Annotated in this window: 23 protein-coding genes and 1 other RNA gene; 15 read left to right on the plus strand and 9 right to left on the minus strand. The window is 61.3% G+C overall.

Annotation, left to right across the window (positions count from 1 at the left end; genetic code table 11):
* Window positions 1–7: 7 nt before the first annotated feature.
* From ubiI to EGY12_RS03295, 4 genes are all read right to left on the minus strand, one after another.
* The gene (gene ubiI / locus EGY12_RS03280) at window positions 8–1,210 is read right to left on the minus strand and encodes an FAD-dependent 2-octaprenylphenol hydroxylase (protein WP_123892560.1); all 1,203 of its coding nucleotides are present in this window, start codon (window positions 1,208–1,210) and stop codon (window positions 8–10) included.
* An 80-nt stretch (window positions 1,211–1,290) separates the two neighbouring features.
* The gene (ubiH, locus tag EGY12_RS03285) at window positions 1,291–2,469 is read right to left on the minus strand and encodes a 2-octaprenyl-6-methoxyphenyl hydroxylase (protein WP_123892561.1); all 1,179 of its coding nucleotides are present in this window, start codon (window positions 2,467–2,469) and stop codon (window positions 1,291–1,293) included.
* Between the two features lie 4 nt (window positions 2,470–2,473).
* The gene (gene pepP / locus EGY12_RS03290) at window positions 2,474–3,787 is read right to left on the minus strand and encodes a Xaa-Pro aminopeptidase (protein ID WP_123892562.1); all 1,314 of its coding nucleotides are present in this window, start codon (window positions 3,785–3,787) and stop codon (window positions 2,474–2,476) included.
* A gap of 55 nt (window positions 3,788–3,842) precedes the next feature.
* On the minus strand, window positions 3,843–4,421 hold the full coding sequence (locus EGY12_RS03295) for a YecA family protein (protein WP_038871164.1): 579 nt from the start codon (window positions 4,419–4,421) through the stop codon (window positions 3,843–3,845).
* A gap of 319 nt (window positions 4,422–4,740) precedes the next feature.
* Between EGY12_RS03295 and zapA the strand changes: the two genes are divergently transcribed.
* The 3 genes from zapA (at window position 4,741) to EGY12_RS03310 (ending at window position 5,955) form a co-directional block, all read left to right on the plus strand.
* Window positions 4,741–5,070, plus strand: coding sequence for a cell division protein ZapA (gene zapA, locus EGY12_RS03300; protein WP_004931621.1), 330 nt, complete (start codon window positions 4,741–4,743; stop codon window positions 5,068–5,070).
* Window positions 5,071–5,111: 41 nt separating this feature from the next.
* Window positions 5,112–5,294: non-coding RNA, 6S RNA (ssrS, locus tag EGY12_RS03305), on the plus strand.
* Between the two features lie 52 nt (window positions 5,295–5,346).
* A complete protein-coding gene (locus EGY12_RS03310; RefSeq protein ID WP_123892563.1) occupies window positions 5,347–5,955 on the plus strand; it encodes a 5-formyltetrahydrofolate cyclo-ligase in 609 nt (202 codons plus the stop codon).
* 48 nt (window positions 5,956–6,003) lie between these two features.
* Here the strand turns inward: EGY12_RS03310 and serA are convergent, their stop codons facing one another.
* Window positions 6,004–7,242: a phosphoglycerate dehydrogenase gene (gene serA, locus EGY12_RS03315; protein ID WP_025160210.1), complete on the minus strand. Its 1,239-nt coding sequence runs from the start codon at window positions 7,240–7,242 to the stop codon at window positions 6,004–6,006.
* A gap of 292 nt (window positions 7,243–7,534) precedes the next feature.
* Window positions 7,535–8,191, minus strand: coding sequence for a ribose-5-phosphate isomerase RpiA (rpiA, locus tag EGY12_RS03320; protein ID WP_025304157.1), 657 nt, complete (start codon window positions 8,189–8,191; stop codon window positions 7,535–7,537).
* Window positions 8,192–8,394: 203 nt separating this feature from the next.
* On the opposite strand from rpiA, the gene EGY12_RS03325 reads away from it, so the two are divergent.
* Window positions 8,395–9,288, plus strand: a complete 894-nt coding sequence (locus tag EGY12_RS03325; protein WP_038871151.1) for a LysR family transcriptional regulator ArgP — start codon at window positions 8,395–8,397, stop codon at window positions 9,286–9,288.
* 48 nt (window positions 9,289–9,336) lie between these two features.
* Here EGY12_RS03325 and EGY12_RS03330 read toward each other — a convergent pair whose 3' ends face one another.
* The 3 genes from EGY12_RS03330 to EGY12_RS03340 all read right to left on the minus strand — a co-directional run bounded on the left by EGY12_RS03330 (window position 9,337) and on the right by EGY12_RS03340 (window position 11,750).
* Complete coding sequence (locus EGY12_RS03330) at window positions 9,337–10,068, minus strand: oxidative stress defense protein (protein ID WP_025160209.1); 732 nt, start codon at window positions 10,066–10,068, stop codon at window positions 9,337–9,339.
* A gap of 121 nt (window positions 10,069–10,189) precedes the next feature.
* Window positions 10,190–10,807, minus strand: a complete 618-nt coding sequence (gene argO / locus EGY12_RS03335) for an arginine exporter ArgO (RefSeq protein WP_004931603.1) — start codon at window positions 10,805–10,807, stop codon at window positions 10,190–10,192.
* A 124-nt stretch (window positions 10,808–10,931) separates the two neighbouring features.
* A complete protein-coding gene (locus EGY12_RS03340; protein WP_123892564.1) occupies window positions 10,932–11,750 on the minus strand; it encodes an IclR family transcriptional regulator in 819 nt (272 codons plus the stop codon).
* 374 nt (window positions 11,751–12,124) lie between these two features.
* Between EGY12_RS03340 and EGY12_RS03345 the strand changes: the two genes are divergently transcribed.
* The 11 genes from EGY12_RS03345 (at window position 12,125) to araD (ending at window position 23,587) form a co-directional block, all read left to right on the plus strand.
* A complete protein-coding gene (locus tag EGY12_RS03345) occupies window positions 12,125–13,678 on the plus strand; it encodes a sugar ABC transporter ATP-binding protein (protein WP_123892565.1) in 1,554 nt (517 codons plus the stop codon).
* Window positions 13,671–14,753, plus strand: a complete 1,083-nt coding sequence (locus EGY12_RS03350) for an ABC transporter permease (RefSeq protein WP_123892566.1) — start codon at window positions 13,671–13,673, stop codon at window positions 14,751–14,753. The genes EGY12_RS03345 and EGY12_RS03350 overlap by 8 nt, the downstream gene beginning before the upstream one ends.
* Before the next feature lie 14 nt (window positions 14,754–14,767).
* Window positions 14,768–15,868 (plus strand): substrate-binding domain-containing protein, encoded by a 1,101-nt coding sequence (locus tag EGY12_RS03355; protein ID WP_123892567.1) that lies wholly within the window; start codon window positions 14,768–14,770, stop codon window positions 15,866–15,868.
* Window positions 15,865–16,731: an SMP-30/gluconolactonase/LRE family protein gene (locus EGY12_RS03360; protein WP_253722925.1), complete on the plus strand. Its 867-nt coding sequence runs from the start codon at window positions 15,865–15,867 to the stop codon at window positions 16,729–16,731. Before EGY12_RS03355 ends, EGY12_RS03360 begins: the two co-directional genes overlap by 4 nt.
* A 256-nt stretch (window positions 16,732–16,987) precedes the next feature.
* Window positions 16,988–17,986, plus strand: a complete 999-nt coding sequence (gene yiaK / locus EGY12_RS03365) for a 3-dehydro-L-gulonate 2-dehydrogenase (RefSeq protein WP_123892568.1) — start codon at window positions 16,988–16,990, stop codon at window positions 17,984–17,986.
* A 14-nt stretch (window positions 17,987–18,000) separates the two neighbouring features.
* Window positions 18,001–18,471: a YhcH/YjgK/YiaL family protein gene (locus EGY12_RS03370; protein ID WP_123892569.1), complete on the plus strand. Its 471-nt coding sequence runs from the start codon at window positions 18,001–18,003 to the stop codon at window positions 18,469–18,471.
* 126 nt (window positions 18,472–18,597) lie between these two features.
* Window positions 18,598–19,893: an MFS transporter gene (locus EGY12_RS03375; RefSeq protein ID WP_123892570.1), complete on the plus strand. Its 1,296-nt coding sequence runs from the start codon at window positions 18,598–18,600 to the stop codon at window positions 19,891–19,893.
* Entirely contained in the window at window positions 19,893–21,383 is a 1,491-nt protein-coding gene (locus EGY12_RS03380; protein ID WP_123895552.1) for an FGGY-family carbohydrate kinase, read from the plus strand. The genes EGY12_RS03375 and EGY12_RS03380 overlap by 1 nt, the downstream gene beginning before the upstream one ends.
* Window positions 21,380–22,036 carry a 3-keto-L-gulonate-6-phosphate decarboxylase UlaD gene (gene ulaD / locus EGY12_RS03385; protein WP_123892571.1) on the plus strand — a complete coding sequence of 219 codons (657 nt, stop codon included), beginning with the start codon at window positions 21,380–21,382 and terminating at the stop codon, window positions 22,034–22,036. The genes EGY12_RS03380 and ulaD overlap by 4 nt, the downstream gene beginning before the upstream one ends.
* Window position 22,037: 1 nt before the next feature.
* On the plus strand, window positions 22,038–22,898 hold the full coding sequence (locus tag EGY12_RS03390) for an L-ribulose-5-phosphate 3-epimerase (RefSeq protein ID WP_123892572.1): 861 nt from the start codon (window positions 22,038–22,040) through the stop codon (window positions 22,896–22,898).
* Window positions 22,892–23,587 (plus strand): L-ribulose-5-phosphate 4-epimerase, encoded by a 696-nt coding sequence (gene araD / locus EGY12_RS03395; RefSeq protein WP_123892573.1) that lies wholly within the window; start codon window positions 22,892–22,894, stop codon window positions 23,585–23,587. Before EGY12_RS03390 ends, araD begins: the two co-directional genes overlap by 7 nt.
* The last annotated feature ends 34 nt before the right edge of the window (window positions 23,588–23,621 follow it).

The following is a 23,621-nucleotide window of genomic DNA, read 5'->3' on the forward strand; positions in this document are numbered from 1 at the left end:
GCAGTTATCAGGCAAGCCACTCGGGCAGATCGTTCAGGCCCATCGCCTGACGCACCAGCTTTGGCTTGACGCCCGGCAGGCTGTCCGCCAGCCGCAGGCCCACGTCGCGCAGCAGCTTTTTGGCCGGGTGGTTGCCGTCGAACAGTTCGCGGAAACCCTGCATGCTGGCCAGCATCACCGCCGCGCCATGTTTGCGGCGGCGCTCATAGCGGCGCAGATAGAGGTGCTGGCCGATATCCTTGCCCTGCCGCTGCAGGCGGCGCAGTTCGGCAATCAGCTCGGCGGCGTCCATAAAGCCCAGGTTCACGCCCTGTCCGGCCAGCGGATGCACGGTATGCGCCGCATCGCCCACCAGCGCCAGGCGGTGCGCGGCGAAGCTGCGCGCATAGCGGCCGGTCAGTGGGAACGCCAACCGTTCGCTTTCCAGGCTGCAGGCGCCCAGACGCATATCGAAGGCCATCGCCAGTTCGCGGTTGAATTGTTCCGGCTCCAGCAGCTTGAGCCGCTCGGCGTCTTCCGGCGTCACCGACCAGACGATGGAACTCAAATGCGGATCGCTGAACGGCAGAAACGCCAGAATGCCGTCGCCGTGGAAAATTTGCCGCGCCGTCGCCTGATGCGGCTCTTCGGTGCGAATGGTGGCTACCAACGCATGGTGGCGGTAATCCCAAAAGGTAAGCGGAATGTCGGCGTGCTGGCGCAGCCACGACTGGGCGCCGTCGGCGCCAATCATCAAGCGAGCGGTCAGCATGCGGCCGTCCTCCAGCGTGACGAAGGCATCGTTCTCGCCCCACGCCACCTGCTTGAGCGCGGCCGGGGTAATCAGCGTGATGTCCGACAGGCTTTCGGCGCGTTTCCACAGCGCCTGCTGGATCACCGCGTTTTCGATGATGTGGCCGAGATGGCTGAAGCCGCACTCGTCGCCGCGGAAGGCTATTTTGCCGAAGCTGTCGCGGTCCCACACTTCCATCGCGCTGTAAGCGCTGGCGCGCAGCTGGAGAATGTCGTCCCACACGCCGATGTGCTGCAGCAAACGCTCGCTGGCGGCATTGATGGCGGAGACGCGCAGCGCAGGCTGCTCCGACGGCGGCGCCATGTCCGGCTGGCACTGCTCCAGCACCGCCACGCGCAGCCCGCTGCCCTGCAGGCCGCAGGCCAACGCCAGCCCCACCATACCGCCACCGGCGATAATCACGTCAAATGATTGCATGCTGCTCGATTTCCTTAAATAACGCGCGGCGCCTTGCCGCGCCGCGTTTTGGGCGCGCCACAGTGCGCCCGATTCTGTGTCTAACGTTCCACCCAGCCGAGCGTGCGCTTGGCGAAGGCGTCGCGCACCGCCGGCAAACGCTCCATCGCCATCAGCCCCAGATTGCGGCCGACCACCAGCGGGGCATAACGGTTGGCGAACAGGCGGATCAATCCGTCGGTCACGCCGATCGTCGCCTGCTGATCGTTTTGCCGCCGCTGCTGATAGCGGCTCAGCAGCGCATAACCGCCGGCGTCTTCGCCGCTGTCTACCGCTTCCGCCAGCGTTTCCGCCAGCGACATCACGTCGCGCAGGCCAAGGTTGAACCCCTGCCCGGCGATCGGGTGCAGCGTCTGCGCCGCGTTGCCCACCAGCGCCAGACGATGGCTGACATGGCGATCGGCGGTCAGCAGGCTGAGCGGATAACTGTGCCGTTTACCGGCCTTGAGGATACGCCCCAGCCGCCAGCCGAAGGCCTGTTGCAGCTCGGCGATAAAACGCTCGTCGTCCCAGGCATCCACCCGGGCGCGATCTTCGCGCGCATGGCACCACACCAACGAACTGCGCCCCTGCGACATCGGCAACAGCGCCAGCGGCCCGTAGCGGGTAAAACGCTCGAAGGCGCGCCCCTGCGGATCTTCCGCCGTGGTGACATTGGCGATGGTGGCGAACTGCGGATACTCCTCCTGCCGCCACTGCACGTTGCAGGCCTGCGCCAGCGCCGAACGCGAACCGTCGGCCGCCACCAGCAACTGCCCGCACAGGCGCAGACCGGTATCCAGTTGTACTTCCGCCCGCTCTGCGGTGCGAATCACGTCCACCACCCGCGCGGGGCAATGCAGCGTAACGCCCGGCGCCTTCGCCAGCAGCGCGAACAGCCGCTGCCCGGCATCGTGCAGTTCGATCACCTGGCCAAGCGCATCGACCTGATAATCCTGCGCCTGCAGATTCACGAAACCGGCGTGGCCGCGATCGCTGACGTGCACCTGAGTGATCGGCGTGGCGCAGTCGCGCAGCGCCGGCCAAACGCCAATGCGCGCCAGCTGTTGGCAGGTGCCCTGCGCCAATGCGATGGCGCGGGCGTCAAAGCCAGGGTGGCTGCGGTCTTCCGGCCGAGTCGCCTCGACCAGATCCACCGCCATTCTTCCCTGAGTAAGCGACGAGATAGCCAGCGCCAAAGTCGCGCCCGCCATACCGCCACCAACGATAATTACGCTCATTCCGTTACCTTGCCGCCGCCATCAACGCTTCGATGGCGTCGGCGTCTTTCACCACGGTGGCGGTCAGATTTTCGTTGCCGTCGGCGGTGATCAAAATATCATCCTCGATGCGAATACCAATGCCGCGGTATTCCGCCGGCACGTCCGCATCCGGCGCGATGTACAGCCCCGGTTCCACGGTCAGCACCATGCCCGGCTCCAGCAGCCGATCGCGGTTCGGCGTGCCGTAGTGGCCGACGTCGTGCACGTCGAGACCCAGCCAGTGGCTCAGCCCGTGCATGAAGAACTGCCGGTGCGCCTGTTCGGCGAGCAACTGGTCAACTTCACCTTTCAAGACGCCCAGCTCCACCAGCCCGACCACCATGATGCGCGCGACTTCGTCGTTGACTTCGCGGATGCTGGTGCCGGGTTTGAACAATTCCAAAGCGCGCAGCAGCGACGCCAGCACAATGTCGTACACCGCGCGCTGCGGCTTGCTGAACTTGCCGTTGACCGGGAAGGTGCGGGTAATGTCGCCGGCGTACCCCTGATACTCGCAGCCGGCGTCGATCAGCACCAGATCGCCGTCGCGCATCTGGCTCTCGTTCTCGGTGTAGTGCAGGATGCAGCCGTTTTCGCCGCTGCCGACGATGGTGTTGTAAGACGGGTAGCGGGCGCCGAGGCGGGTGAACTCATGGTGAATCTCCGCTTCCAGCTGGTATTCGAACATGCCCGGGCGGCACTTTTCCATCGCTCGGGTATGCGCCAGCGCGCTGATCTCACCGGCGCGGCGCATCACCGCCAGCTCTTCCGGCGACTTGAACAGCCGCATGTCGTGCAGCCACGGCCGCCAGTCGGTCACGGTGGCCGGCGCCTGCAGATTCTGGCGGAACCCCTTGCGCAGCTTGTCCAGCGCACCGAACAGGATCTGATCGGCATAGGCGTATTCGCCCTGCGCGTGGTAGACCACATCCAGGCCGTTGAGCAGCAGGTGCAATTGGTCATTGATTTCATCGAACGGCAGCGCGCGATCCACGCCCAGCTTCGCCGGCGCGGCGTCTTGCCCCAGGCGGCGGCCAAACCAGATTTCCGCCGTCAGATCGCGCACCCGGTTGAACAACACGCTGTGGTTGTGCGTTTCGTCGCTTTTGATCAGCACCAGCACCGCTTCCGGCTCATTGAAGCCGGTCAGGTACCAAAAGTCGCTGTTCTGCCGGTAGGGATAGTCTGAATCTGCACTGCGCGTCGTTTCCGGCGCAGAGAAAATAACCGCCGCGCTGGCCGGCGCCATTTTCGCCAACAGCGCCTGACGGCGGTTGTTGAATTCCTGCTGAGTCATTACCTTCTCCTGAAATCATGCCATCCGCACCGCCGGCGGAGGGGCGATAGAACGTTTAGTGCAACGTCGGTTTGATGTTTTCCGGCGCCGTTGGCTTGTGACGGGTGAATTCGCCGTGGCACATGATGGCGGCAACCCGCACATACTCCGCCACTTCTTCCAACGACTGCTCCAATTCTTCCTGATCTTCGTCTTCGTCGTAGCCCAGCTGCGCGATGTTGCGCAGATCGTCGATCGCTTCCCCGACTTCGTCTTTCACCTGGGCCAGCTTCGGCTGCATCATCCCCAGCCCGAGCAGGAAGTGGTTGACCCAACCGGCTAGCGCGTCGGCGCGATCGAACACGCTGACGATCTCCCCTTCCGGCAGCATCAGCTGGAACAGGAATTCGTCGTCTTCCAGCGTTTCGCGCGTCACTTCATACAGCTGCTGCAATGGCTGGCTGAGCGCCTGCGGGAAGGCAACACCTTCGTTGGTCAGATCGTGCACCAGCGCCTGCCAGCCGGCATCACGGCTGCCGCCGCACAGCAGGCCGCTGATCAGACCGTGCATTTCTGCTGCGGTCAGCGCCACCGACTGCTGGTTGAGGGCCACGGTCAAAGATTGGTAACTTGGAAATGTATTCTGTATAGACATGCGCATTCGTCATCGTTGGCAGGATAAGTTCGTGTTATGCTACCACCAAGGTCCGTCGCTATACCAGATAAGCGCGACACCTCAGTGGCTAGTTATAATCGCGATGTGGCAGGTTTCACACTGCGCCGTCGGGTGGCGAAAGTGCGGTAAATACGCATTTTGAAACCCTTTTTTGACTGGCAATGTGCGCCACAGTAGATTACAACCAGGTACTGAAAAAGGGGTTGTATCTTGGTACCGAGGTATATATAGTGGCGCCCGCTTTGACGGCCCGGCCAGGGCGGACAAGGCTGGCGCGAAATTTAGGCAGGAAGGTGGCATGTCTGCACAACCGGTAGATATTCAAATTTTTGGCCGCTCGTTAAGAGTCAATTGCCCGCCAGAACAACAAGATGCGTTGAATATGGCGGCGGACGATCTTAACCAACGGTTGCAAGATCTTAAAGTTCGCACTAGAGTCTCCAATACTGAGCAACTGGTTTTCATCGCGGCATTGAACGTCTGTCACGAACTTGCTCAAGAACGGTTGAAAACCCGTGACTATGCGTCCAATATGGAACAACGCATACGGATGCTGCAGCAGACCATTGAACAAGCGCTGCTTGAACAAGGTCGCATCTCTGAACGTCAGGATGCACAATTCGAATAACTTAAGTTGTTGAAATCACAGTTTCGGCAACGAGTACAAAAATTTCTCTGAGATGTTCGCCAGCGGGCCAGTCCCCTGAGCCGATATTTAGTACAAACAGAATGTGTTGCTCCGCGATCGGTGAGCACGCTCGGTGCGCCGAGAAGCCTTAAGATTGCGACGGCACGTTCACCTTGAACCATGGGTTCAAGGGTTACAGCCTGCGACGGCATCTCGGAGATTCCCCTTCTCAGCGGTTTATGTGTGCTGAACGCTACACTGAGCAAGCCTGATACGATGCCTTTTCAACCCCAATTCGCGCAGCAGCGCCAAGCCATTCGTCAACTCATTCGCCAACGTCGGCGCGAGCTTACGCCCGAGCAGCAACGCTTTGCCGCAGACAAGATAGCCGAACGCCTCACCGCACATGCACGCATTCAGGCGTCGCACAGCATCGCGGTATTCCTGTCGTTTGACGGTGAACTGGACACCGGGCCGCTGATCGAGCAACTGTGGACGCTCGGCAAACGGGTTTACCTGCCGGTGCTGCACCCGTTCAGCCCGGGCCACCTGCTGTTCCTGCGCTATGCGCCGGAAACGCCGCTGGTGCGCAATCGCTTCAATATTCTCGAACCGCGCCTCGATGTGCGCCAGGTGTTACCGCTGGGCGAGCTGGACGTCGTACTGACGCCGCTGGTGGCATTCGATCATACCGGGCAGCGTCTGGGCATGGGCGGCGGCTTTTACGATCGCACCCTGCAAAACTGGCAGAGCTACGGCCCCTATCCCATCGGTCTGGCCCATGATTGCCAGCAGGTGGAGCATCTGCCGACCGAGCACTGGGATATCCCGCTGCCGGAAATCCTCACCCCACTCTGCAGCTGGGCGTGGCACGAACCCAAATAGCAAAAGGCCGGATCGCTCCGGCCTTTTTCGTTGCGACATGCCGCCTAATCAGAACAGCAGACGGGCGCGAATAGTGCCGTCGATGGCCTTCATGCGCTGCAGCGCGGCGTCGGCGCGCGCGGTTTCCGCTTCAATGTCGATCACCACGTAGCCGATTTCCGGCCCGGTTTGCAGATACTGTGCGGCGATGTTAACCCCCTCTTCGGCAAATATCTGGTTAATCTGCGTCAGCACGCCCGGACGGTTTTCGTGGATGTGCAGCAGACGGCTGGCGTTCGGGCCATGCGCCGGCAGCGACACTTCCGGGAAGTTGACTGCAGACAGGGTCGACCCGTTGTCGGAGTATTTCGCCAGCTTGCCGGCCACTTCGTCGCCGATGTTCTCCTGCGCTTCCTGAGTGGAACCGCCGATATGCGGCGTCAGCAGCACATTGTCGAACTCGCACAGCGGCGAGTTGAACGGATCGCTGTTGGTCGCCGGCTCTTCCGGGAAGACGTCGATCGCCGCGCCCGCCAGGTGATTGCTGGCCAATGCGTCGCACAGCGCGGGGATGTCCACCACGGTGCCGCGCGAGGCGTTGATCAGAATGGCGCCCGGTTTCATCAGCGCCAACTCTTCAGCCCCCATCATGTTCTTGGTCGCCAGCGTTTCCGGCACGTGCAGCGTCACCACGTCGCTCATATTGAGCAGATCGGACAGATGGCGCACCTGCTGCGCGTTGCCCAGCGGCAGCTTGTTCTCGATGTCGTAGAAGAACACCTTCATGCCCAGCCCTTCGGCCAGAATGCCCAGTTGGGTGCCGATATGGCCGTAGCCGATGATGCCCAGTTTTTTGCCGCGCGCCTCATAGGAGCCCACGGCCAGTTTGTGCCACACGCCGCGGTGCGCCTTGGCGTTGGCGGCCGGAATGCCGCGCAGCATCAATAGCAGCTCGCCCAGCACCATTTCGGCTACGGATCGGGTATTGGAGAAGGGGGCGTTGAAGACCGGAATGCCGCGTTTGGTCGCCGCGTTCAGATCTACCTGGTTGGTGCCGATGCAGAAGCAGCCCACCGCCACGAGTTTTTCTGCGGCGGCGAATACTTCTTCGGTCAGATGCGTACGCGATCGGATGCCGACGAAGTGCGCATCGCGGATGGATGCCTTCAGCGATTCGGTGTCTAACGCACCCTTGTGGTATTCGATGTTGGTATAACCGGCGGCACGTAGATTATCGACCGTGCTCTGATGAACCCCTTCCACCAACAGGAATTTAATCCTGTCTTTCTCCAATGATACTTTTGCCATTTACCCGACCCTATGTTCAGACTTCAGAAGCGGCTGTGACGACACAGCTCCCATCCAACATAACAAAAATAACGCGGGCGGCAATACAAACGATTGCCTGCCCGGCAGGACAAGGCGCAGCGTTGATGGCGGTTTACGGCAGAAAATGCCATAGGGAAAGTTTTCGGCAGAAGCTTTGGGGAGTCAGGTTTCACAATGTGACATAAGTCACCAAATTTGCCGTTTTTCAGAAAAGATATTTTAACCGAAGAATTATGCGGCCCGGCACTACCGGGCCACAAACGGCGGAGGCTTATTTGACCACTTTCACGCCTTCCGGGGTGCCGACCAGCGCCACGTCCGCGCCGCGGTTGGCGAACAGCCCCACGGTCACCACGCCGGCGATGCCGTTAATCTTGTTCTCCAGCGCGATGGCGTCGGTGATGCTCAGGTTATGCACATCGAGGATCACGTTGCCGTTGTCGGTCACCACGTTCTGGCGATACTCCGGCAGACCGCCGAGTTTCACCAGCTCGCGCGCCACGTAAGAGCGGGCCATCGGGATCACTTCCACCGGCAGCGGGAACTTGCCCAGCACGTCCACCTGCTTGCTGGCGTCGACGATGCAGATGAATTTCTTGGCGATGGCGGCGATGATCTTCTCGCGCGTCAGCGCAGCACCGCCGCCCTTGATCATCTGCATATGGCCGTTGATTTCGTCCGCGCCGTCTACGTAGATATCGAGCGAGTCCACTTCGTTGCTGTCGAACACGTGGATGCCGAGGCTTTTCAGCTTGGCGGTGGAGGCGTCGGAGCTGGATACCGCGCCTTCGATCTGGTGCTTGATGGAGCCCAGCGCGTCAATAAAGTGGGCAGCGGTAGAGCCGGTGCCGACCCCGACGATGGTGCCTGGCGTCACGTATTCCAGCGCCGCCCAGCCCACCGCTTTTTTCAGTTCATCCTGCGTCATAATATGTCCCTTGCCTCTGTACGAAAACGTGTGCGTATTATAGGGTAAAACGCTGTTTTTCACGCTGGCAGGATCACACTTATTTACCGCAACCCGCATTTTCACCCGCTTAGCGGCGAGACGGGGCGTGATTTTTCCACCTGCGCCGTGCGCAAAATGTGGCATAGTGCCGGTATCATTCTAATTTAAGGGATATCTTTCCGATGAAACGCCCAGACTATCGTACGCTGCAAGCGCTGGACGCGGTGATCCGTGAGCGCGGCTTCGAGCGCGCCGCGCAAAAACTCTGTATCACGCAATCGGCGGTATCCCAACGTATTAAACAGCTGGAAAATCTGTTCGGCCAACCGTTGCTGGTTCGTACCGTGCCGCCGCGTCCTACCGAGCAGGGGCAAAAACTGCTGGCGCTGCTGCATCAGGTGGAATTGCTGGAAGAAGAGTGGCTGGGCAACGACACCGGCGTCGATACGCCGTTGCTGCTGTCGCTGGCGGTCAACGCCGACAGTCTGGCTACCTGGCTGCTGCCGGCGCTGAAGCCGGTGCTGGCGGACTCCCCCATTCGCCTGAATCTGCAGGTGGAAGATGAAACCCGCACCCAGGAGCGGCTGCGTCGCGGTGAGGTGGTGGGCGCGGTGAGTATTCAACCGCAGCCGCTGCCGAGCTGCCTGGTGGATCGGCTGGGGGCGCTGGACTACCTGTTCGTGGCCTCCAGCGGCTTCGCCGAGCGCTACTTCCCGAGCGGCGTCACCCGCTCCGCGCTGCTAAAAGCGCCGGCGGTGGCTTTCGACCATCTCGACGACATGCACCAGGCGTTCCTGCAGCAGAACTTCGATCTGTCGCCGGGCAGCGTGCCCTGCCACATCGTGAACTCGTCGGAAGCCTTCGTGCAGCTGGCGCGCCAAGGCACCACCTGCTGTATGATCCCGCACCTGCAGATCGAAAAGGAGCTGGCATCCGGTGAACTGATCGATCTGACGCCGGGGCTGTACCAGCGCCGCATGCTGTACTGGCACCGCTTCGCGCCGGAAAGCCGCATGATGCGCAAAGTGACAGACGCGTTGCTGGAGCACGGTCACCAGGTGCTGCGCCAGGATTAAAACGAAAAAAGGTTCGCCACGGCGAACCTTTTCTTCAATACGATAACCTTACTGCGCGGCGTTGCGCTGCAGTTCGAACACCACATCCACCTGATCGTCAAAGTGAATGCTTTGCTGTTCATAGGTTTGCGCCGCGTCGCTTTCCGCCGCCGCACCGGCCGCTTTATACATCCGCGCCACCGGCATCGGCTGGTAGTTGGCGACCCGGTAGCGAATGCTGTACACCGGCCCCAGCTTGGCGTGGAAGCCCTTGGCCAGGGATTCGGCCTGCTGAGTCGCGTTCTCAATCGCTTTTTGCCGCGCCTGCTCGCGATACACGTCCGGCTTGGCGACGCCCAACTCCACCGCGCGGATCTCGTTCAGGCCGGATTTCAACGCGCCATCCAGCAGCTCGTTCAGCTTGTCCAACTGACGCAGCGTCACCTGCACCTGGCGCACCGCCCGGTAGCCCTTCAGCACCGACTCGCCGGTTTTCAGGTAATCATATTCCGGCTGGGTGCGCAGGTTGGCGGCGCTGATGTCTTTCTTCTCGATGTTATTTTTCTGCAGGAAATCAAAGTACTGCGCCACGCGCTCGTCCACCTGCTTCTTCGCCTGGGCGGCGTCTTTGGAGGAAACGCTCACCTCGATCGCCAGGGTGGCGATATCCGGCGTGGCGTCCACGCTGGCAGTGCCGGAGGTGACGACGTGCGGCCCTTCAGGCACTTCGGCCGCCTGCAGCGCCATCGGTAACGTCCCTAATCCGACCATTGCGGCCATAGCCAATGCTTTTAGCTTCACAGTGTCTCCTTAATGACAGGCTGTCTCTGATCGCCGGCTTTTCCCTGTGAGAGCCGCCGGATTCCTGGCATCAAACGTAGCATATCGCGCGGCGTTTTGAATTCGGATTAGTGACAAATTCTTATAAATTTGCCCCCTGCCAGGCCAGTTGCAGCGCGATGCCCCACATCACCAGCCCGACCAGCGCGTTGATGATGCGCTGCGCCCGCTGCGTGTTCAGCCACGGCGCCAGCCAGGAGGCCAGCAGCGCCAGCCCGAAGAACCACACCGCCGACGCGCTGACTGCGCCGAGGGCGAACCAGGAGCGCACGTCCGCCGTCAGCTGCCCACCCAGGCTACCGAGCACCACAAAGGTATCCAGATAAACGTGTGGGTTCAGCCAGGTGACCGCCAGCATGGTGACCACGATGCGCCAACGGCTCTGCGCCAGCTCCTGCGCCGCGGCCTGCGCCGGTTGCGGGCTGAAAGCGGAACGGAAGGCGCCCCACCCGTACCACAGCAGAAACGCCACCCCGCCCCAGGTGACCAGCGCTAGCAGCAGCGGCGAGCGGGTCAGCAATGCGCTGCCGCCGAAAATTCCGGCACAGATCAGCACGATATCGCTCAATGCGCACAGCGAAGCAATCATCAAATGGTACTGGCGGCGAATGCCCTGATTCATCACGAATACGTTCTGCGGGCCCAACGGCAGGATCATGGCGGCGCTCAGGGCAAAACCCTGCAGGAAGACGGCTAACATGGGGATTCCTCGAATGATAAAAGGCGCCGGACGAGGGCGCGTGTCGGTCAACACGCGCATCATACGAGGAAGCGATCATTAGGTGAAATTGATATTTCTAATCCAGTATCAGCGGAACTAATACTCAAATCGGCGTGACGAAACCCAGCTCCTGCGAGATGCGTTGCGCGGTGGCCAGCACCGGTTTAATCAGGCTTTTGACGCCGATTTGCTGCAGCTTGGCGGTTGGCAACGAAATAGATACCGCATAAGGCACGCGCTGTTGAATATCGAACACCGGCGCCGCCACGCAGGAGACCCCCAGCTCATTTTCTTCGCGATCCATCGCCATGCCGCGCTGGCGAATATCGGCCAGTTCCTCATACATCTTCGGCAGCTCGGTGATGGTATTGCGCGTCAGCGTCTGAATCTCCTGCTGGTGGGTCCGCCAGTAGTGGGCCGGGTAATCGTCGTTGCCGTAGGCCATGAAGATTTTCCCCATCGCCGAACAGTACAGCGGCATATGCTGGCCGATATAGGCGCGGGTGCGCATCATGCCGGTGGTCGGCTCCAGCTTGTAGATCAGAATGACGTGGTCGTCTTCGCGGCTGGAGAAGTTGACCGTCTCCCCCACTTCCAGGTTCAGCTGCTCCAAATGTGGTGCGGCCACGTGGATGATATTGAGTGACGACAGCGCCTTCTGGCCGATGGAAATGAATTTGGTGGTCAGGCGGTAGCTGCCCGGTGACGGCGCCTGGGTCACATAGCCGCTGGTGTGCAAGCCCTGCAGCAGGCGGTGCACGGTGCTCTTGTTCATGCCGGCCAGCTCGGACAGATGCGCCAGTGGGCATCCGTTGGGGAAATTGCTCAGGATCTCAATCAACTGCAAACCGCGGAACAGGCTTTGGCTGCCCAGCGGTTTGTCTTTCTTGTCATCTTTCTCGTCGACGGCTTTCAGGCTCATAGCGAAAATCTCTCCAGTGTCGAACCGCCAACCGGCGCTGCGGCGAAGTCGGCAGGCTCTTTGGCGGGCATGTTACCCCAAGGCCTGCATCAGGTGAAGACGGAACGCCGTTTCATTGTCCGCAGCGGGCCAGAAATCCGCAATATTTCCCCCGAATTGAAGTGAGCCATCGGTCACACTTCCGCAAAGTAAAAAATAACCCATTGTTTAATAAAAACAATTAAAACCTCACCACCTTTGATTTAGCGCAACGAACGTCATATTATTTTTGAAATTGAATTTCGCATATTGAAATTTAAAGACCAGATACTCACCAACCGTTTGGCTACTTTGCCCGGCATCTTCGCACGGGCGCAACACCAGGGGCGCATCACATGACTATGGATAATGCGGCACAACCCATCCTTACCCTCAGCCACATCGTCAAACGATTTGGCGGCAACGTGGCGGTCAACGACGTCAGCCTGCAGGTGATGCCGGGCGAGGTTCTGGCGCTGCTGGGCGAAAACGGCGCCGGCAAATCGACGCTGATCAAAGTGCTGGCAGGCGTCTACCCGCGCGACGGCGGCGATATTCGCTTTCAGGGCGCAAGCATCGCCTCTGCCGCCGCGATAAAAAGCGACAGCCGCCAGCCGATCGCCTTTATTCATCAGGATCTCGGCCTGATCGAATGGATGACGGTGTCGGAGAACATGGCGCTGGTCATGGGATTTCCCCGCCGCTTTGGGTTGATCGACTGGCGCGCCATTCGCAGCCGGGCGGTACAGGCGCTGCAAGACGTGGGCATCGCCCTCGATCCCGACGCGCGCGTCTTCGAACTGTCACGCACCGAAAAGTCGTTGCTGGCGATCGCCCGCGCGGTGGCGGTCAACGCCGAGCTGCTGGTGCTGGATGAACCGACCGCCTCCCTGCCAGCCAACGACGTGCGTCATCTGTTTGCCGTAATCAACCGGCTGCGCGCCAAAAAGGTCGGCATGATTTACGTCACCCACCGTCTGGACGAAGTGATCGAAATCGCCGATCGGGTCTGCGTGATGCGCGACGGGCGCTATGTCGCCGGCGGCCGCACCGCCGACTACTCCCTGCGCGATCTGGTGCAAACCATCGTCGGCGAAGCGATGGCGGACGATCAACGCGAACCGCTACCGGAACATCGCCCACCAGTGCTGCAGCTCGATAGTGTCACGGTGGGCGACATCGGCCCGGTGAGCTTCGATTTGCAGCCGGGCGAGATGCTGGCGCTGGCCGGCCTGCGCGGGGCCGGGCAAGAAGAGATCGGTCGGCTGTTGTTCGGCTTGCGTCAGGCCGACGGCGGCGCGATTCGGTTTCGGGATCGGCCCTATCTGGCAAGCTCCCCGCAGCAGGCGATGGCCTGCGGCGTTTCGCTGGTGGCAGGCGATCGCACCGGCGAAAGCCTGGTGATGTCGATGAGCGTGCGTGAAAACCTGTTTATCAATCCTTGCGCCAGCGGCCATCGGCTGCTCTCCCGCTATGGGCGGCGGGCGGAGATCGGCGCCAGCTGGTGGAAAGTGCAGCTGTTCGACGTGCGCCCCAAGGACGTCAATATCGATATCAGCGCGCTGTCCGGCGGCAACCAGCAAAAGGTAGTGATGGCGCGCTGGATGCATCTGGGTGCACCACTGTTAATCCTGGAAGATCCCACCGCCGGCGTGGACGTCGGCGCACGAGCAGAAATCTACCATCTGCTGAATAAATCCCTGGCGGAAGGCGTGGCGGTACTGGTGATCTCCAACGATTTCGAGGAGATCGCCCATATTTGCAACCGCGCGCTGGTGTTCAACCGCGGGAAAGTGGTCGGCGAGCTGAAAAATCAGCAGGTGTCATTCGCCAATTTATTGGAGCTGGCCTCTGCCAGCACCGGGGAAAGCGTCGCAATCACGTCAGAATCCGAGGTAGGCCATGTCTAAAACATCCGTTAAATCAACCGCGCTGGAGCAGCGCGTCAGCCTGGCGCAGGACGGCGCCGGCCCGTGGCTGATGCAGGTACTCACCCGCTATGGCCTGCTGCTGCTGTGCGTCGCGCTGGTCGTGCTGTTCTCACTGATCACTCCCTCTTTCGCATCGATGCTGACGCTGCAGGCGATCCTGTCGAGCAAAGCCAAAATCGCCCTGTTGGCGCTGGCGGCAACCATCCCGATGATCGTGGGCAAGATCGATCTTAACGTCGGTTTCGGCATTGTGCTGTGGCACATCCTGGCGATCACGCTACAGGTAGAATACGGCTTCTCCTGGCAGATGGCGGTGCTGACAGTACTGGCGATCTCGGCGCTGTACGGCTTGCTGAACGGCATTCTGGTGGCGCTGGCCGATATCGACAGCTTCGTCGCCACCCTCGGTTCCGGCACCGTACTGTACGCCATCGCCCTGTGGCACTCCGGCGGGCGTCAGATCGTCGGCGACTTGCCGGATGCCTTTATCGCGCTGCACCACACCGAGATCGCCGGTATTCCGATCGTGGCGTTTTACGTGCTGATCGTCGCGGTGGTGCTGTGGCTTATCACCGAACACACTCCGCTCGGCCGCTGCATGTATGCGGTGGGCGGCAACCCGGCGGCGGCTCGCCTGAACGGCATCTCGGTCAACCGCTTCACCATCGGTGCCTTCATCGCCTCCAGCGTGCTCACCGGTTTCAGCGGCGTGTTGATCGCCGCCGAACAGGGCGTCGGCCAGGCCAGCGTCGGGATGGACTATCTGCTGCCGGCGCTGGTCGGCGCTTTCCTCGGCAGCACCACCATTCGCCCAGGGCGCGTCAACGTCTGGGGCACCGTGGTCGGCATCGCCATTCTGGCTATCGGCATCGCCGGCATTCAGCAGTTCGGCGGCGAATTCTGGGTCGAGCCGCTGTTCAATGGCGCGACGCTGCTGCTGTCGATCACCCTGGCCGGCTATGCCCAACGCCGCCGGCTGCTCAATCAAAAAGCGGTACAACGCAGCCAGGCGACGCCGGCTGACAACAACAACCAGACAGCGACCCATTCTTAAACCAGGAGCACACCATGAAACGCATTTGGCTGTTATCGGGGTTCACGACACTGCTGCTCGCCGCATCGCCGGCCAGGGCCGACGCCTATCTCGATCAGGCCACCGCCGCCGTCGCGAAGGCCACTGCCAGCGCCACCCAGTGGGACGGTCCCACCAGCGGCCCGCAGCTGCAGGCCAACAAGAAAATCATTTTTATCGCCTCCGACATGAAGAACGGCGGCGTACAAGGGGTACAGCAGGGATTGAGCGAAGCGGCGAAGGCCGCCGGTTGGAAGCTGGAAACGCTCGACGGTGGCGGTTCGGTGAAAGATCAGCTGGCATCGCTCAATCAGGCCATCGCCCAAAAACCGGACGGCATCGTGATCGGCGGCTGGAACCCCAACGTCGCCAAGATCCCGCTGAAAAAGGCCGTGCAACAGGGCATCGTGCTGACCGCCTGGCACGCGGTGCCGGAACCGGGCCCCATCGCCAACTACAACGTGTTCTATAACGTCACGTCGGATTCCAACGAAGTGGCTCGCATCGCTGCGCAATACGCGGTGGTGCAATCCGGCGGCAAAGCGAGCGTGCTGATTTTCACCGACTCGCTGTACCAAATCGCGCTGGACAAGGCCAACGTCATGAAAGAAGAGATCGCCAAATGCGGCGGCTGCACGCTGCTGGAATTCATCGACACGCCGCTGGCCGATACCGCCAACCGCATGCCGGCGATGACCTTCAGCCTGCTGCAGAAATATGGCGACAAATTCCAATATGCGCTGGCGATCAACGATCTGTACTTCGACTTTATGGCCCCGGCACTGAAGACCGCCGGTAAAGGCGGCAAGAACGCGCCTTACAACGTATCGGCCGGCGACGGTTCGATCTCCGCTTACCAGCGTATCCGGTCGGGCGACAGCCAGTCGGCGACGGTGCCGGAACCCTTGAAGCTGCACGGTTGGCAACTACTGGACGAATTCAACCGCGCCTTCGCCAAACAGCCGCCTTCCGGCTACGTCACCCCGGCGCATCTGGTGACCCGCGACAATATCGCCGCCGACGGCGGCGCCAATAACCTGTATGACCCGCAAAACGATTATCAGGGCCATTACAAAGCGATCTGGGGCGTGAAGTGAACGGGGATTCATTGCGCACGCCCGCCCGGCTCGAGCGTCTGTGTTCGCCGGCGATTTGGGCCGAAGGGCCGGTGTGGCTGCCGCAGGAGGATGCGGTGGTGTTCAGCGACGTGAAAGGCAATCGCATGTTCCGCTGGTCGCGCGGGGGTGAGCTGAGCCTATACCGCTCGCCGTCGCACTACGCCAACGGCAATGCGCGCGATGGTGAGGGGCGCGTGGTCAGCTGCGAACACGGGCGGCGTGGCATCAGCCGCACCGAAAGCGATGGTGAGGTGCGCCTGTTGATCGATCGCGTCGACGGCAAGCGCTTTAACTCGCCGAACGACGTGGCGGTGCGTTCCGACGGCACCCTGTGGTTCACCGATCCCCCCTACGGCATCATCGGCGACGAAGAAGGCTACAAATCGGAAAGCCAGGTGATCGGTTGTTACCTCTACTGCTTCGATCCGCTCGACGGTTCACTGACCATCGCCGCCTGCGACCTGCAGCGCCCCAACGGCCTGGCGTTTTCACCAGATGAAAAATGGCTGTATGTCGCGGACATGTCGATCGTGGATTTCCCGACGCTGGGCCGCCGCGAGCTACGCGTCTATGCGGTCAACGGCCGCGAGCTGCAAGCCGGCCGCCGTTTCGCGACGGTTGAACCCGGTTTCCCGGACGGGTTCTGCGTCGATCGGGCCGGCAATCTGTTTTGCAGCTGCGCCGACGGCGTGCTGGTCTTTAATCCTGAGGGGCGACAGATCGACAAAATCAGCGTGCCGGAACGCGTCTCCAATTGTACCTTCGGCGGCCCGAACGGCGATGAGCTCTATATCACCGCCACCACCTCGCTCTACCGCATGGTGCTGAACACCCGCGGTTAGCCGGGGTCTGGCAAAACGCAGGGTGGGTTTCGATCCGCCCTGCTTTGTCACGTCTGAAGCACGCCATCTCCACCAAAACGTGGCGACGATCACAAAATCACCACTCAATTTTAACATCCTGTTTTTCATGAATAATTTTACTCCCCCTTGCTTTGACTTCCCTGAATCGTCGGGATAGCATTTATTGAAATGCAATTTCGTATATTGAAATTTAGCGAACCAAAAACAAGCAATGGCGCATCAGCGGAGAATCGGCATGAGAGTGAGTTACAGCGAGTTAAAACACCAATTCAAACGCGCATTATTGGCGCGCGGCGTGGCGGAGCACACCGCCGACGACTGTGCCGGCATGTTCGCCGACACCACCGCCAGCGGCGTTTACTCCCACGGCGTTAACCGCTTTCCGCGCTTTATTCAGCAGCTGGACGCCGGCGACATCGTGCCGGACGCTGAACCCAGCAAGCTGTTGTCTCTGGGTGCGATCGAACAATGGGATGCGCATCAGGGCATCGGCAACCTTACCGCCCGCCGCATGATGGATCGCGCCATGCAGTTGGCCGACGATCATGGCATCGGTCTGGTGGCGCTGCGCAACGCCAACCACTGGATGCGCGGCGGCGGCTATGGCTGGCAGGCGGCGGAAAAAGGCTATGTCGGCATTTGCTGGACCAACTCGATCGCCGTGATGCCGCCGTGGGGCGCCAAAACGTGCCGTATCGGCACCAACCCGCTGATCGTCGCCGTGCCCGGCAACCCGATCACCATGGTGGACATGTCGATGTCGATGTTTTCCTACGGCGCGCTGGAGCTGAACCGGTTGGCGGGCAAAACCCTGCCGGTGGACGGCGGCTTCGACAACGACGGTCGGTTAACCCGCGATCCGGCGACCATCGAGGAAAACCGACGCATCCTGCCAATGGGGTACTGGAAAGGATCGGCGCTGTCGATCGTGCTGGACATGATCGCCACCCTGCTGTCCGGCGGCGCCTCGGTGGCGGAAGTGACGGAAGATCATCGCGACGAATACGGCGTATCGCAGGTGTTCATCGCAATCGAGATCGATCGATTGATCGACGGCGACAGCCGCGATCAAAAACTGCAGCGCATCATGGATTACGTCACCAGCGCCGAACGGGACAATCCCGACGTCGCCATTCGCCTGCCGGGCCACAAGTTCCCGCGCATTCAGGAAGAAAACCTGCGCGACGGCATTCCCGTCGACGAACGGGTTTGGGCGCGCATTCAGGCGCTGTAACGGGAGGAGTCATCATGATATTCGGTCACATCGCCAACACCGCACCCGAGCAGTACCCGGTACCGGTCGCCAACGCCGTCGCCTATTTGCAGCGCACTGATTTCAGCACATTCCCCGCAGGGCGCTATGAAGATCCCGCCACCGGCTACGTGGTGCAAGTGCTGGATCTGCATACCCAACCACCAGATGCGCTGCGCCCCGAAGTGCATCGGCAAAACGTCGACGTGCAGTTTCTGGTCAGCGGCACCGAGCTTATCGGCGTAGCGGCGGACAGCGGCGACAACGTCGTTCATCAGGAGCTGCTGGCGCAGCGCGACATCCTGTTTTATCGGGACGTGGCCGACGAGTCCTGGCTCACGATGCGGCCAGGCAACTTCGCGGTATTTTTCCCGCAGGACGTGCATCGCCCGGCCTGCATTAACCAACGCCCCAGCGCGATACGCAAGGTGGTGGTGAAGATACCGCTGGCGTCGTTTAGCGCCTGATCGGCCGCAATCCCCATAACGATAGCAACACCGGTCCATGGGGCCTGTGCGGACGCCCCTGCGCCCAAATCAACCAAAACAATAACGCCCGACCCTACAAAAAAGCGAACATCGAAAGAGGTCCTTATGAATACAGCCTCCGTTTCCGTCAGCCAAAGCCAGGCGATCCCCAAGCTCCGCTGGCTGAGGATCGTGCCGCCGATCCTCATCACTTGCATCATTTCTTACATGGACCGGGTCAACATCGCCTTCGCCATGCCCGGCGGCATGGATGACGAACTCGGCATCACCGCATCAATGGCCGGGCTGGCCGGTGGCATCTTCTTTATCGGCTATCTGTTTCTGCAGGTGCCCGGCGGCAAGCTGGCGGTATACGGTAACGGCAAGAAATTCATCGGCTGGTCACTGTTGGCCTGGGCGGTGATCTCGGTGTTGACCGGCCTGGTCACCAACCAGTACCAGTTGCTGTTCCTGCGCTTCGCCCTCGGCGTTTCCGAAGGCGGCATGCTGCCGGTGGTGCTGACCATGATCAGCAACTGGTTCCCGGATAAGGAACGCGGCCGCGCCAACGCCATCGTCATCATGTTCGTGCCGATCGCCGGTATCCTCACCGCCCCGCTGTCGGGTTGGATCATCACCGCCTGGGACTGGCGCATGCTGTTTCTGGTGGAAGGCGGCCTGTCGCTGGTGGTGATGGTGTTGTGGTACTTCACCATCAGCAACCGGCCGCAGGAAGCGAAATGGATCTCGCAGGCGGAAAAAGAGTATCTGGTGAAAACCCTGCACGACGAACAGCTGCTGATTAAAGGAAAAACGGTGCGCAACGCCTCGCTGCGCCGAGTGCTGGGCGACCGGATCATGTGGCAGCTGATCCTGGTGAATTTCTTCTACCAGACAGGTATCTACGGTTACACCCTGTGGCTGCCGACCATTTTGAAAGGGCTGACCCACGGTGATATGGAGCAAGTGGGCATGCTGGCTATCCTGCCCTATATCGGCGCCATCTTCGGCATGCTGATCATCTCGACCCTCTCCGATCGCACCGGCAAGCGCAAAGTTTTCGTCGCCCTGCCGCTGGCCTGCTTTGCTGCCTGCATGGCGCTGTCAGTGCTGCTTAAGGATCACGTCTGGTGGTCTTACGCCGCGCTGGTCGGCTGCGGCGTATTTATTCAGGCGGCGGCCGGGGTGTTCTGGACCATCCCGCCCAAATTGTTCAATGCCGAAGTCGCCGGCGGCGCGCGTGGCGTGATCAATGCACTGGGCAACCTCGGCGGCTTTTGCGGCCCCTATATGGTCGGCGTGTTAATCAGCCTGTTCAGCAAGGACGTCGGCGTCTACAGCCTGGCGGCTTCGCTGGCGATCGCCTCCGTGCTGGCGTTAATGCTGCCCACTAAATGCGACCACAGCGCGAGGAACCCATGATGGAATATTGGCTGGGGCTCGACTGCGGCGGTACCTTCATCAAGGCGGGATTATACGACCGCAGGGGCAATGAACACGGCGTTGCACGGCGCAATCTGGCGATCGTCGCGCCGCAGCCCGGTTGGGCCGAACGCGATATGGCATCGCTGTGGCGCACCGCCGCCGACGTGATCCGCGAAGTACTGTCTGCCAGCGGCGTCGCCGCCGGCGCCATCCAGGCCATCGGCATCTCGGCGCAGGGCAAGGGCGCATTTCTGCTGGATAAACAGGGGCAGCCGCTGGGCAACGCCATGCTCTCTTCCGATCAGCGCGCGCTGGCGCTGGTGCAGGAATGGCAGCGGCAGGGCGTGCCGCAGACGCTGTATCCGCAAACGCGCCAAACGCTGTGGACCGGGCACCCGGTCTCGCTGCTGCGCTGGCTGAAGCGCCATCAGCCGGAACGTTACGCCCGCATCGGCAGCGTGCTGATGGCGCACGACTACCTGCGCTATTGCCTGACCGGCGAGCTGGCCTGCGAAGAAACCAATATCTCCGAATCCAACCTGTATCAGATGCGCAGCGGGCGCTATGACCCGGCGCTGGCGCAGCTGCTGGATATCGGCGACATCATGCCCGCCCTGCCAACAATTATCGGCCCGGCCGATATCGCCGGGCGCGTCGATATAAACGCCGCAGCCATCACCGGCCTGCAAGCCGGCACCCCGGTGGTCGGCGGATTGTTCGACGTGGTATCCACCGCGCTGTGCGCCGGCTTGCAGGACGAAACCCGGCTCAACGCGGTGATGGGAACCTGGTCGGTCACCAGCGGCATCACCGACACCATCGTCGACGGTTTTGATCATCCCTTTGTCTATGGCCGCCACGCCGAAAGCGGCCAATACATCGTGCACGAAGCCAGCCCCACCTCCGCCGCCAACCTGGAATGGTTCTGCCGTCAATGGGGGCTGCAGGACTACGGCCAACTTAACCACTGGGTCGCCGCGCTGCCGAAGGCCGCCGGCGATCTGCTGTTCGCCCCTTTCCTTTACGGCTCCAACGCCGGCCTGGGGCTAAGCGCCAGCTTCTACGGCCTGCAGGCCTTCCACCAGCGAGAACACCTGGTGCAGGCGATCTACGAAGGCGTGGTGTTCTGCCACATGACGCACCTCAACCGCATGCGCCTGCGTTTCCCCGCGACGCAGGCGCTGCGCGTGACCGGCGGCCCTGCCAAGTCTCTCCCCTGGATGCAAATGTTCGCCGACATCAGCGGCCTGCCGGTGGAGCTGCCGCAGGTGGAGGAAACCGGCTGTCTGGGCGCGGCGATGGCGGCCATGGTCGGCAGCGGCGTCTTTGACGATTTCATTGCCGCCCAGCGCCGGCTGGCGCCCCGTATCGAGCGGCTGCTGCCAGATGCGGCTGCCGCCGAAGCTTACGACAACAAACACCAACGTTATCAGGCGCTGATTGCTGCATTGCAAAATCTGCAGCCCGCCAACAAGGAGGCTCCATGAGCACGAAACCGCGCCTGCAGCTGGCGCTCGATCAAACCCGTCTGGATACGGCGTTGCGCGCCGCCGAGACTCTCGCCCCCCATGTGGACATCATCGAGGCCGGTACCATTTTGTGCATCAGCGCCGGCATTCAGGCAGTTAGCGCGCTGCGCGAGCGCTGCCCACAGCACACGCTGGTGGCCGATCTCAAGGTGGCCGACGCCGGTGCGACGCTGGCCGAGCAGGCCTTCGGCCAGGGCGCGGACTGGATGACGGTGATCTGCGCCGCACCGTTGGCCACCATGGCCAGCGCGCGGGAGGTGGCCGAGCGCCACGGCGGTGAAATCCAGATCGAACTGTTCGGCCGCTGGACGCTGGAGGATGCGCGGCAATGGCGCGGTCTCGGCATTCGCCAGGCGATCTATCACCGCGGCCGCGATGCGCAGGCCAGCGGGCAAACCTGGGGCCGGCAGGATCTGGAGCGGATGAAGGCGCTGTCCGATTTGGGTATCGAGCTGTCGGTAACCGGCGGCATCACGCCCGCCGACCTGCCGCTGTTTAAAGAGATCGCCGTCACCGCCTTTATCGTCGGCCGCGCGCTGGCCGAAGCCGGGGATCCGTCGGCGGCCGCCAGACAGTTCCGCACCGCCATCGATGACATCTGGAGATCATGATATGCGTCAGCACCCATTGGGAATTTACGAGAAAGCGCTGCCGAAACACCTGAGCTGGCCCGAACGTCTGGCGCTGGCCAAGGCCTGCGGCTTCGACTTCGTCGAAATGTCGGTGGACGAAAGCGATGAGCGCCTGGCACGCCTGAGCTGGAGCAAAGCGCAGCGCCTGGCGCTGGTTGAAGCCATGCTGGAAACCGGCATCCGCATCCCGTCGATGTGCCTCTCCGGCCACCGGCGCTTTCCGTTTGGCAGCCACGATCCGGCGCTGCGACAGCGCGCCTTCGACGTGATGGAGCAGGCCATTGAGCTGGCCAAAGACGTCGGTATCCGCACGATCCAGCTGGCCGGCTACGACGTGTATTACGAAGAGCAGGACGAAGGGACGCTGGCGCGCTTTAGCGAGGGCATGCAGTGGGCGGTAGAACGTGCCGCCGCCGCCCAGGTGATGCTGGCAGTGGAAATTATGGACACCGCCTTTATGAATTCGATCGGCAAATGGAAAACCTGGGACGCCCTGCTGGCCTCGCCGTGGTTCACGGTGTATCCGGACGTCGGCAACCTCAGCGCCTGGGGCAACGACGTGCAGCGCGAACTGGAGCTGGGCATCGATCGCATCGCCGCCATTCATCTGAAAGATACCTACCCGGTCACCGCCGCTTCGCCGGGGCAATTCCGTGACGTGCCGTTTGGCGAAGGCTGCGTCGACTTCGTCGGGGTGTTCAGCACGCTGCAGCGCCTCAATTATCGCGGCGCATTCCTGATTGAGATGTGGACAGAAAAAGCCGAGGAGCCGGTGGCCGAGATCGTTCAGGCCCGCCGCTGGATTGAACAGAAAATGCAACAAGGGGGCATGACATGCTGACTCAGTTAAAACAACAGGTGCTGGAAGCCAATCTCGAACTACCGCGCCATAAGCTGGTGACCTTTACCTGGGGCAACGTCAGCGCGGTGGATCGCGAACGCGGTCTGGTGGTGATCAAGCCTTCCGGCGTTGAGTACGAGCATATGACGGCGGAGGATATGGTGGTGGTCGATCTGGCCAGCGGCCGCACCGTCGAAGGGGCAAAAAAACCGTCGTCGGACACCGCCACCCATCTGGCGCTGTACCGCGAATTCGCCGATATCGGCGGCATCGTCCACACCCACTCGCGCCACGCCACCATCTGGGCCCAGGCCGGGCTGGATATCCCCGCCTGGGGAACCACCCACGCCGACTATTTTTATGGCGCGATCCCCTGCACTCGCCTGATGACCCAAGAGGAAATTGAGCACGATTATGAACTGGAAACCGGAAAGGTGATTATCGAGACCTTCCGCCAGCGCGATATCAACCCCAACGCTATTCCGGCGGTGCTGGTCAACGCTCATGGCCCCTTCGCCTGGGGCAAGAATGCCCACAATGCGGTGCATAATGCGGTAGTGCTGGAAGAAATTGCCTACATGGGCATTTTCTCGCGCCAGCTGACGCCGGGCATTCACAGCATGCAGCGCGAACTGTTGGACAAACACTACCTGCGCAAACACGGCCAAAACGCCTATTACGGGCAGTAGAGCGCCGGGGCCTTCACCGTGGCACCTGATGTTT

Origin of the sequence: Serratia sp. FDAARGOS_506, assembly GCF_003812745.1 — a bacterium.
Taxonomy (GTDB): domain Bacteria; phylum Pseudomonadota; class Gammaproteobacteria; order Enterobacterales; family Enterobacteriaceae; genus Serratia.

Bases quoted from the DNA above. Each gene is read 5' to 3' on its own strand.
- ubiI (WP_123892560.1), bottom strand. From the start codon at position 1,210: ATGCAATCATTTGACGTGATTATCGCCGGTGGCGGTATGGTGGGGCTG.
- ubiH (WP_123892561.1), bottom strand. From the start codon at position 2,469: ATGAGCGTAATTATCGTTGGTGGCGGTATGGCGGGCGCGACTTTGGCG.
- pepP (WP_123892562.1), bottom strand. From the start codon at position 3,787: ATGACTCAGCAGGAATTCAACAACCGCCGTCAGGCGCTGTTGGCGAAA.
- EGY12_RS03295 (WP_038871164.1), bottom strand. From the start codon at position 4,421: ATGTCTATACAGAATACATTTCCAAGTTACCAATCTTTGACCGTGGCC.
- zapA (WP_004931621.1), top strand. From the start codon at position 4,741: ATGTCTGCACAACCGGTAGATATTCAAATTTTTGGCCGCTCGTTAAGA.
- EGY12_RS03310 (WP_123892563.1), top strand. From the start codon at position 5,347: ATGCCTTTTCAACCCCAATTCGCGCAGCAGCGCCAAGCCATTCGTCAA.
- serA (WP_025160210.1), bottom strand. From the start codon at position 7,242: ATGGCAAAAGTATCATTGGAGAAAGACAGGATTAAATTCCTGTTGGTG.
- rpiA (WP_025304157.1), bottom strand. From the start codon at position 8,191: ATGACGCAGGATGAACTGAAAAAAGCGGTGGGCTGGGCGGCGCTGGAA.
- EGY12_RS03325 (WP_038871151.1), top strand. From the start codon at position 8,395: ATGAAACGCCCAGACTATCGTACGCTGCAAGCGCTGGACGCGGTGATC.
- argO (WP_004931603.1), bottom strand. From the start codon at position 10,807: ATGTTAGCCGTCTTCCTGCAGGGTTTTGCCCTGAGCGCCGCCATGATC.
- EGY12_RS03340 (WP_123892564.1), bottom strand. From the start codon at position 11,750: ATGAGCCTGAAAGCCGTCGACGAGAAAGATGACAAGAAAGACAAACCG.
- EGY12_RS03345 (WP_123892565.1), top strand. From the start codon at position 12,125: ATGACTATGGATAATGCGGCACAACCCATCCTTACCCTCAGCCACATC.
- EGY12_RS03350 (WP_123892566.1), top strand. From the start codon at position 13,671: ATGTCTAAAACATCCGTTAAATCAACCGCGCTGGAGCAGCGCGTCAGC.
- EGY12_RS03355 (WP_123892567.1), top strand. From the start codon at position 14,768: ATGAAACGCATTTGGCTGTTATCGGGGTTCACGACACTGCTGCTCGCC.
- yiaK (WP_123892568.1), top strand. From the start codon at position 16,988: ATGAGAGTGAGTTACAGCGAGTTAAAACACCAATTCAAACGCGCATTA.
- EGY12_RS03370 (WP_123892569.1), top strand. From the start codon at position 18,001: ATGATATTCGGTCACATCGCCAACACCGCACCCGAGCAGTACCCGGTA.
- EGY12_RS03375 (WP_123892570.1), top strand. From the start codon at position 18,598: ATGAATACAGCCTCCGTTTCCGTCAGCCAAAGCCAGGCGATCCCCAAG.
- EGY12_RS03380 (WP_123895552.1), top strand. From the start codon at position 19,893: ATGGAATATTGGCTGGGGCTCGACTGCGGCGGTACCTTCATCAAGGCG.
- ulaD (WP_123892571.1), top strand. From the start codon at position 21,380: ATGAGCACGAAACCGCGCCTGCAGCTGGCGCTCGATCAAACCCGTCTG.
- EGY12_RS03390 (WP_123892572.1), top strand. From the start codon at position 22,038: ATGCGTCAGCACCCATTGGGAATTTACGAGAAAGCGCTGCCGAAACAC.
- araD (WP_123892573.1), top strand. From the start codon at position 22,892: ATGCTGACTCAGTTAAAACAACAGGTGCTGGAAGCCAATCTCGAACTA.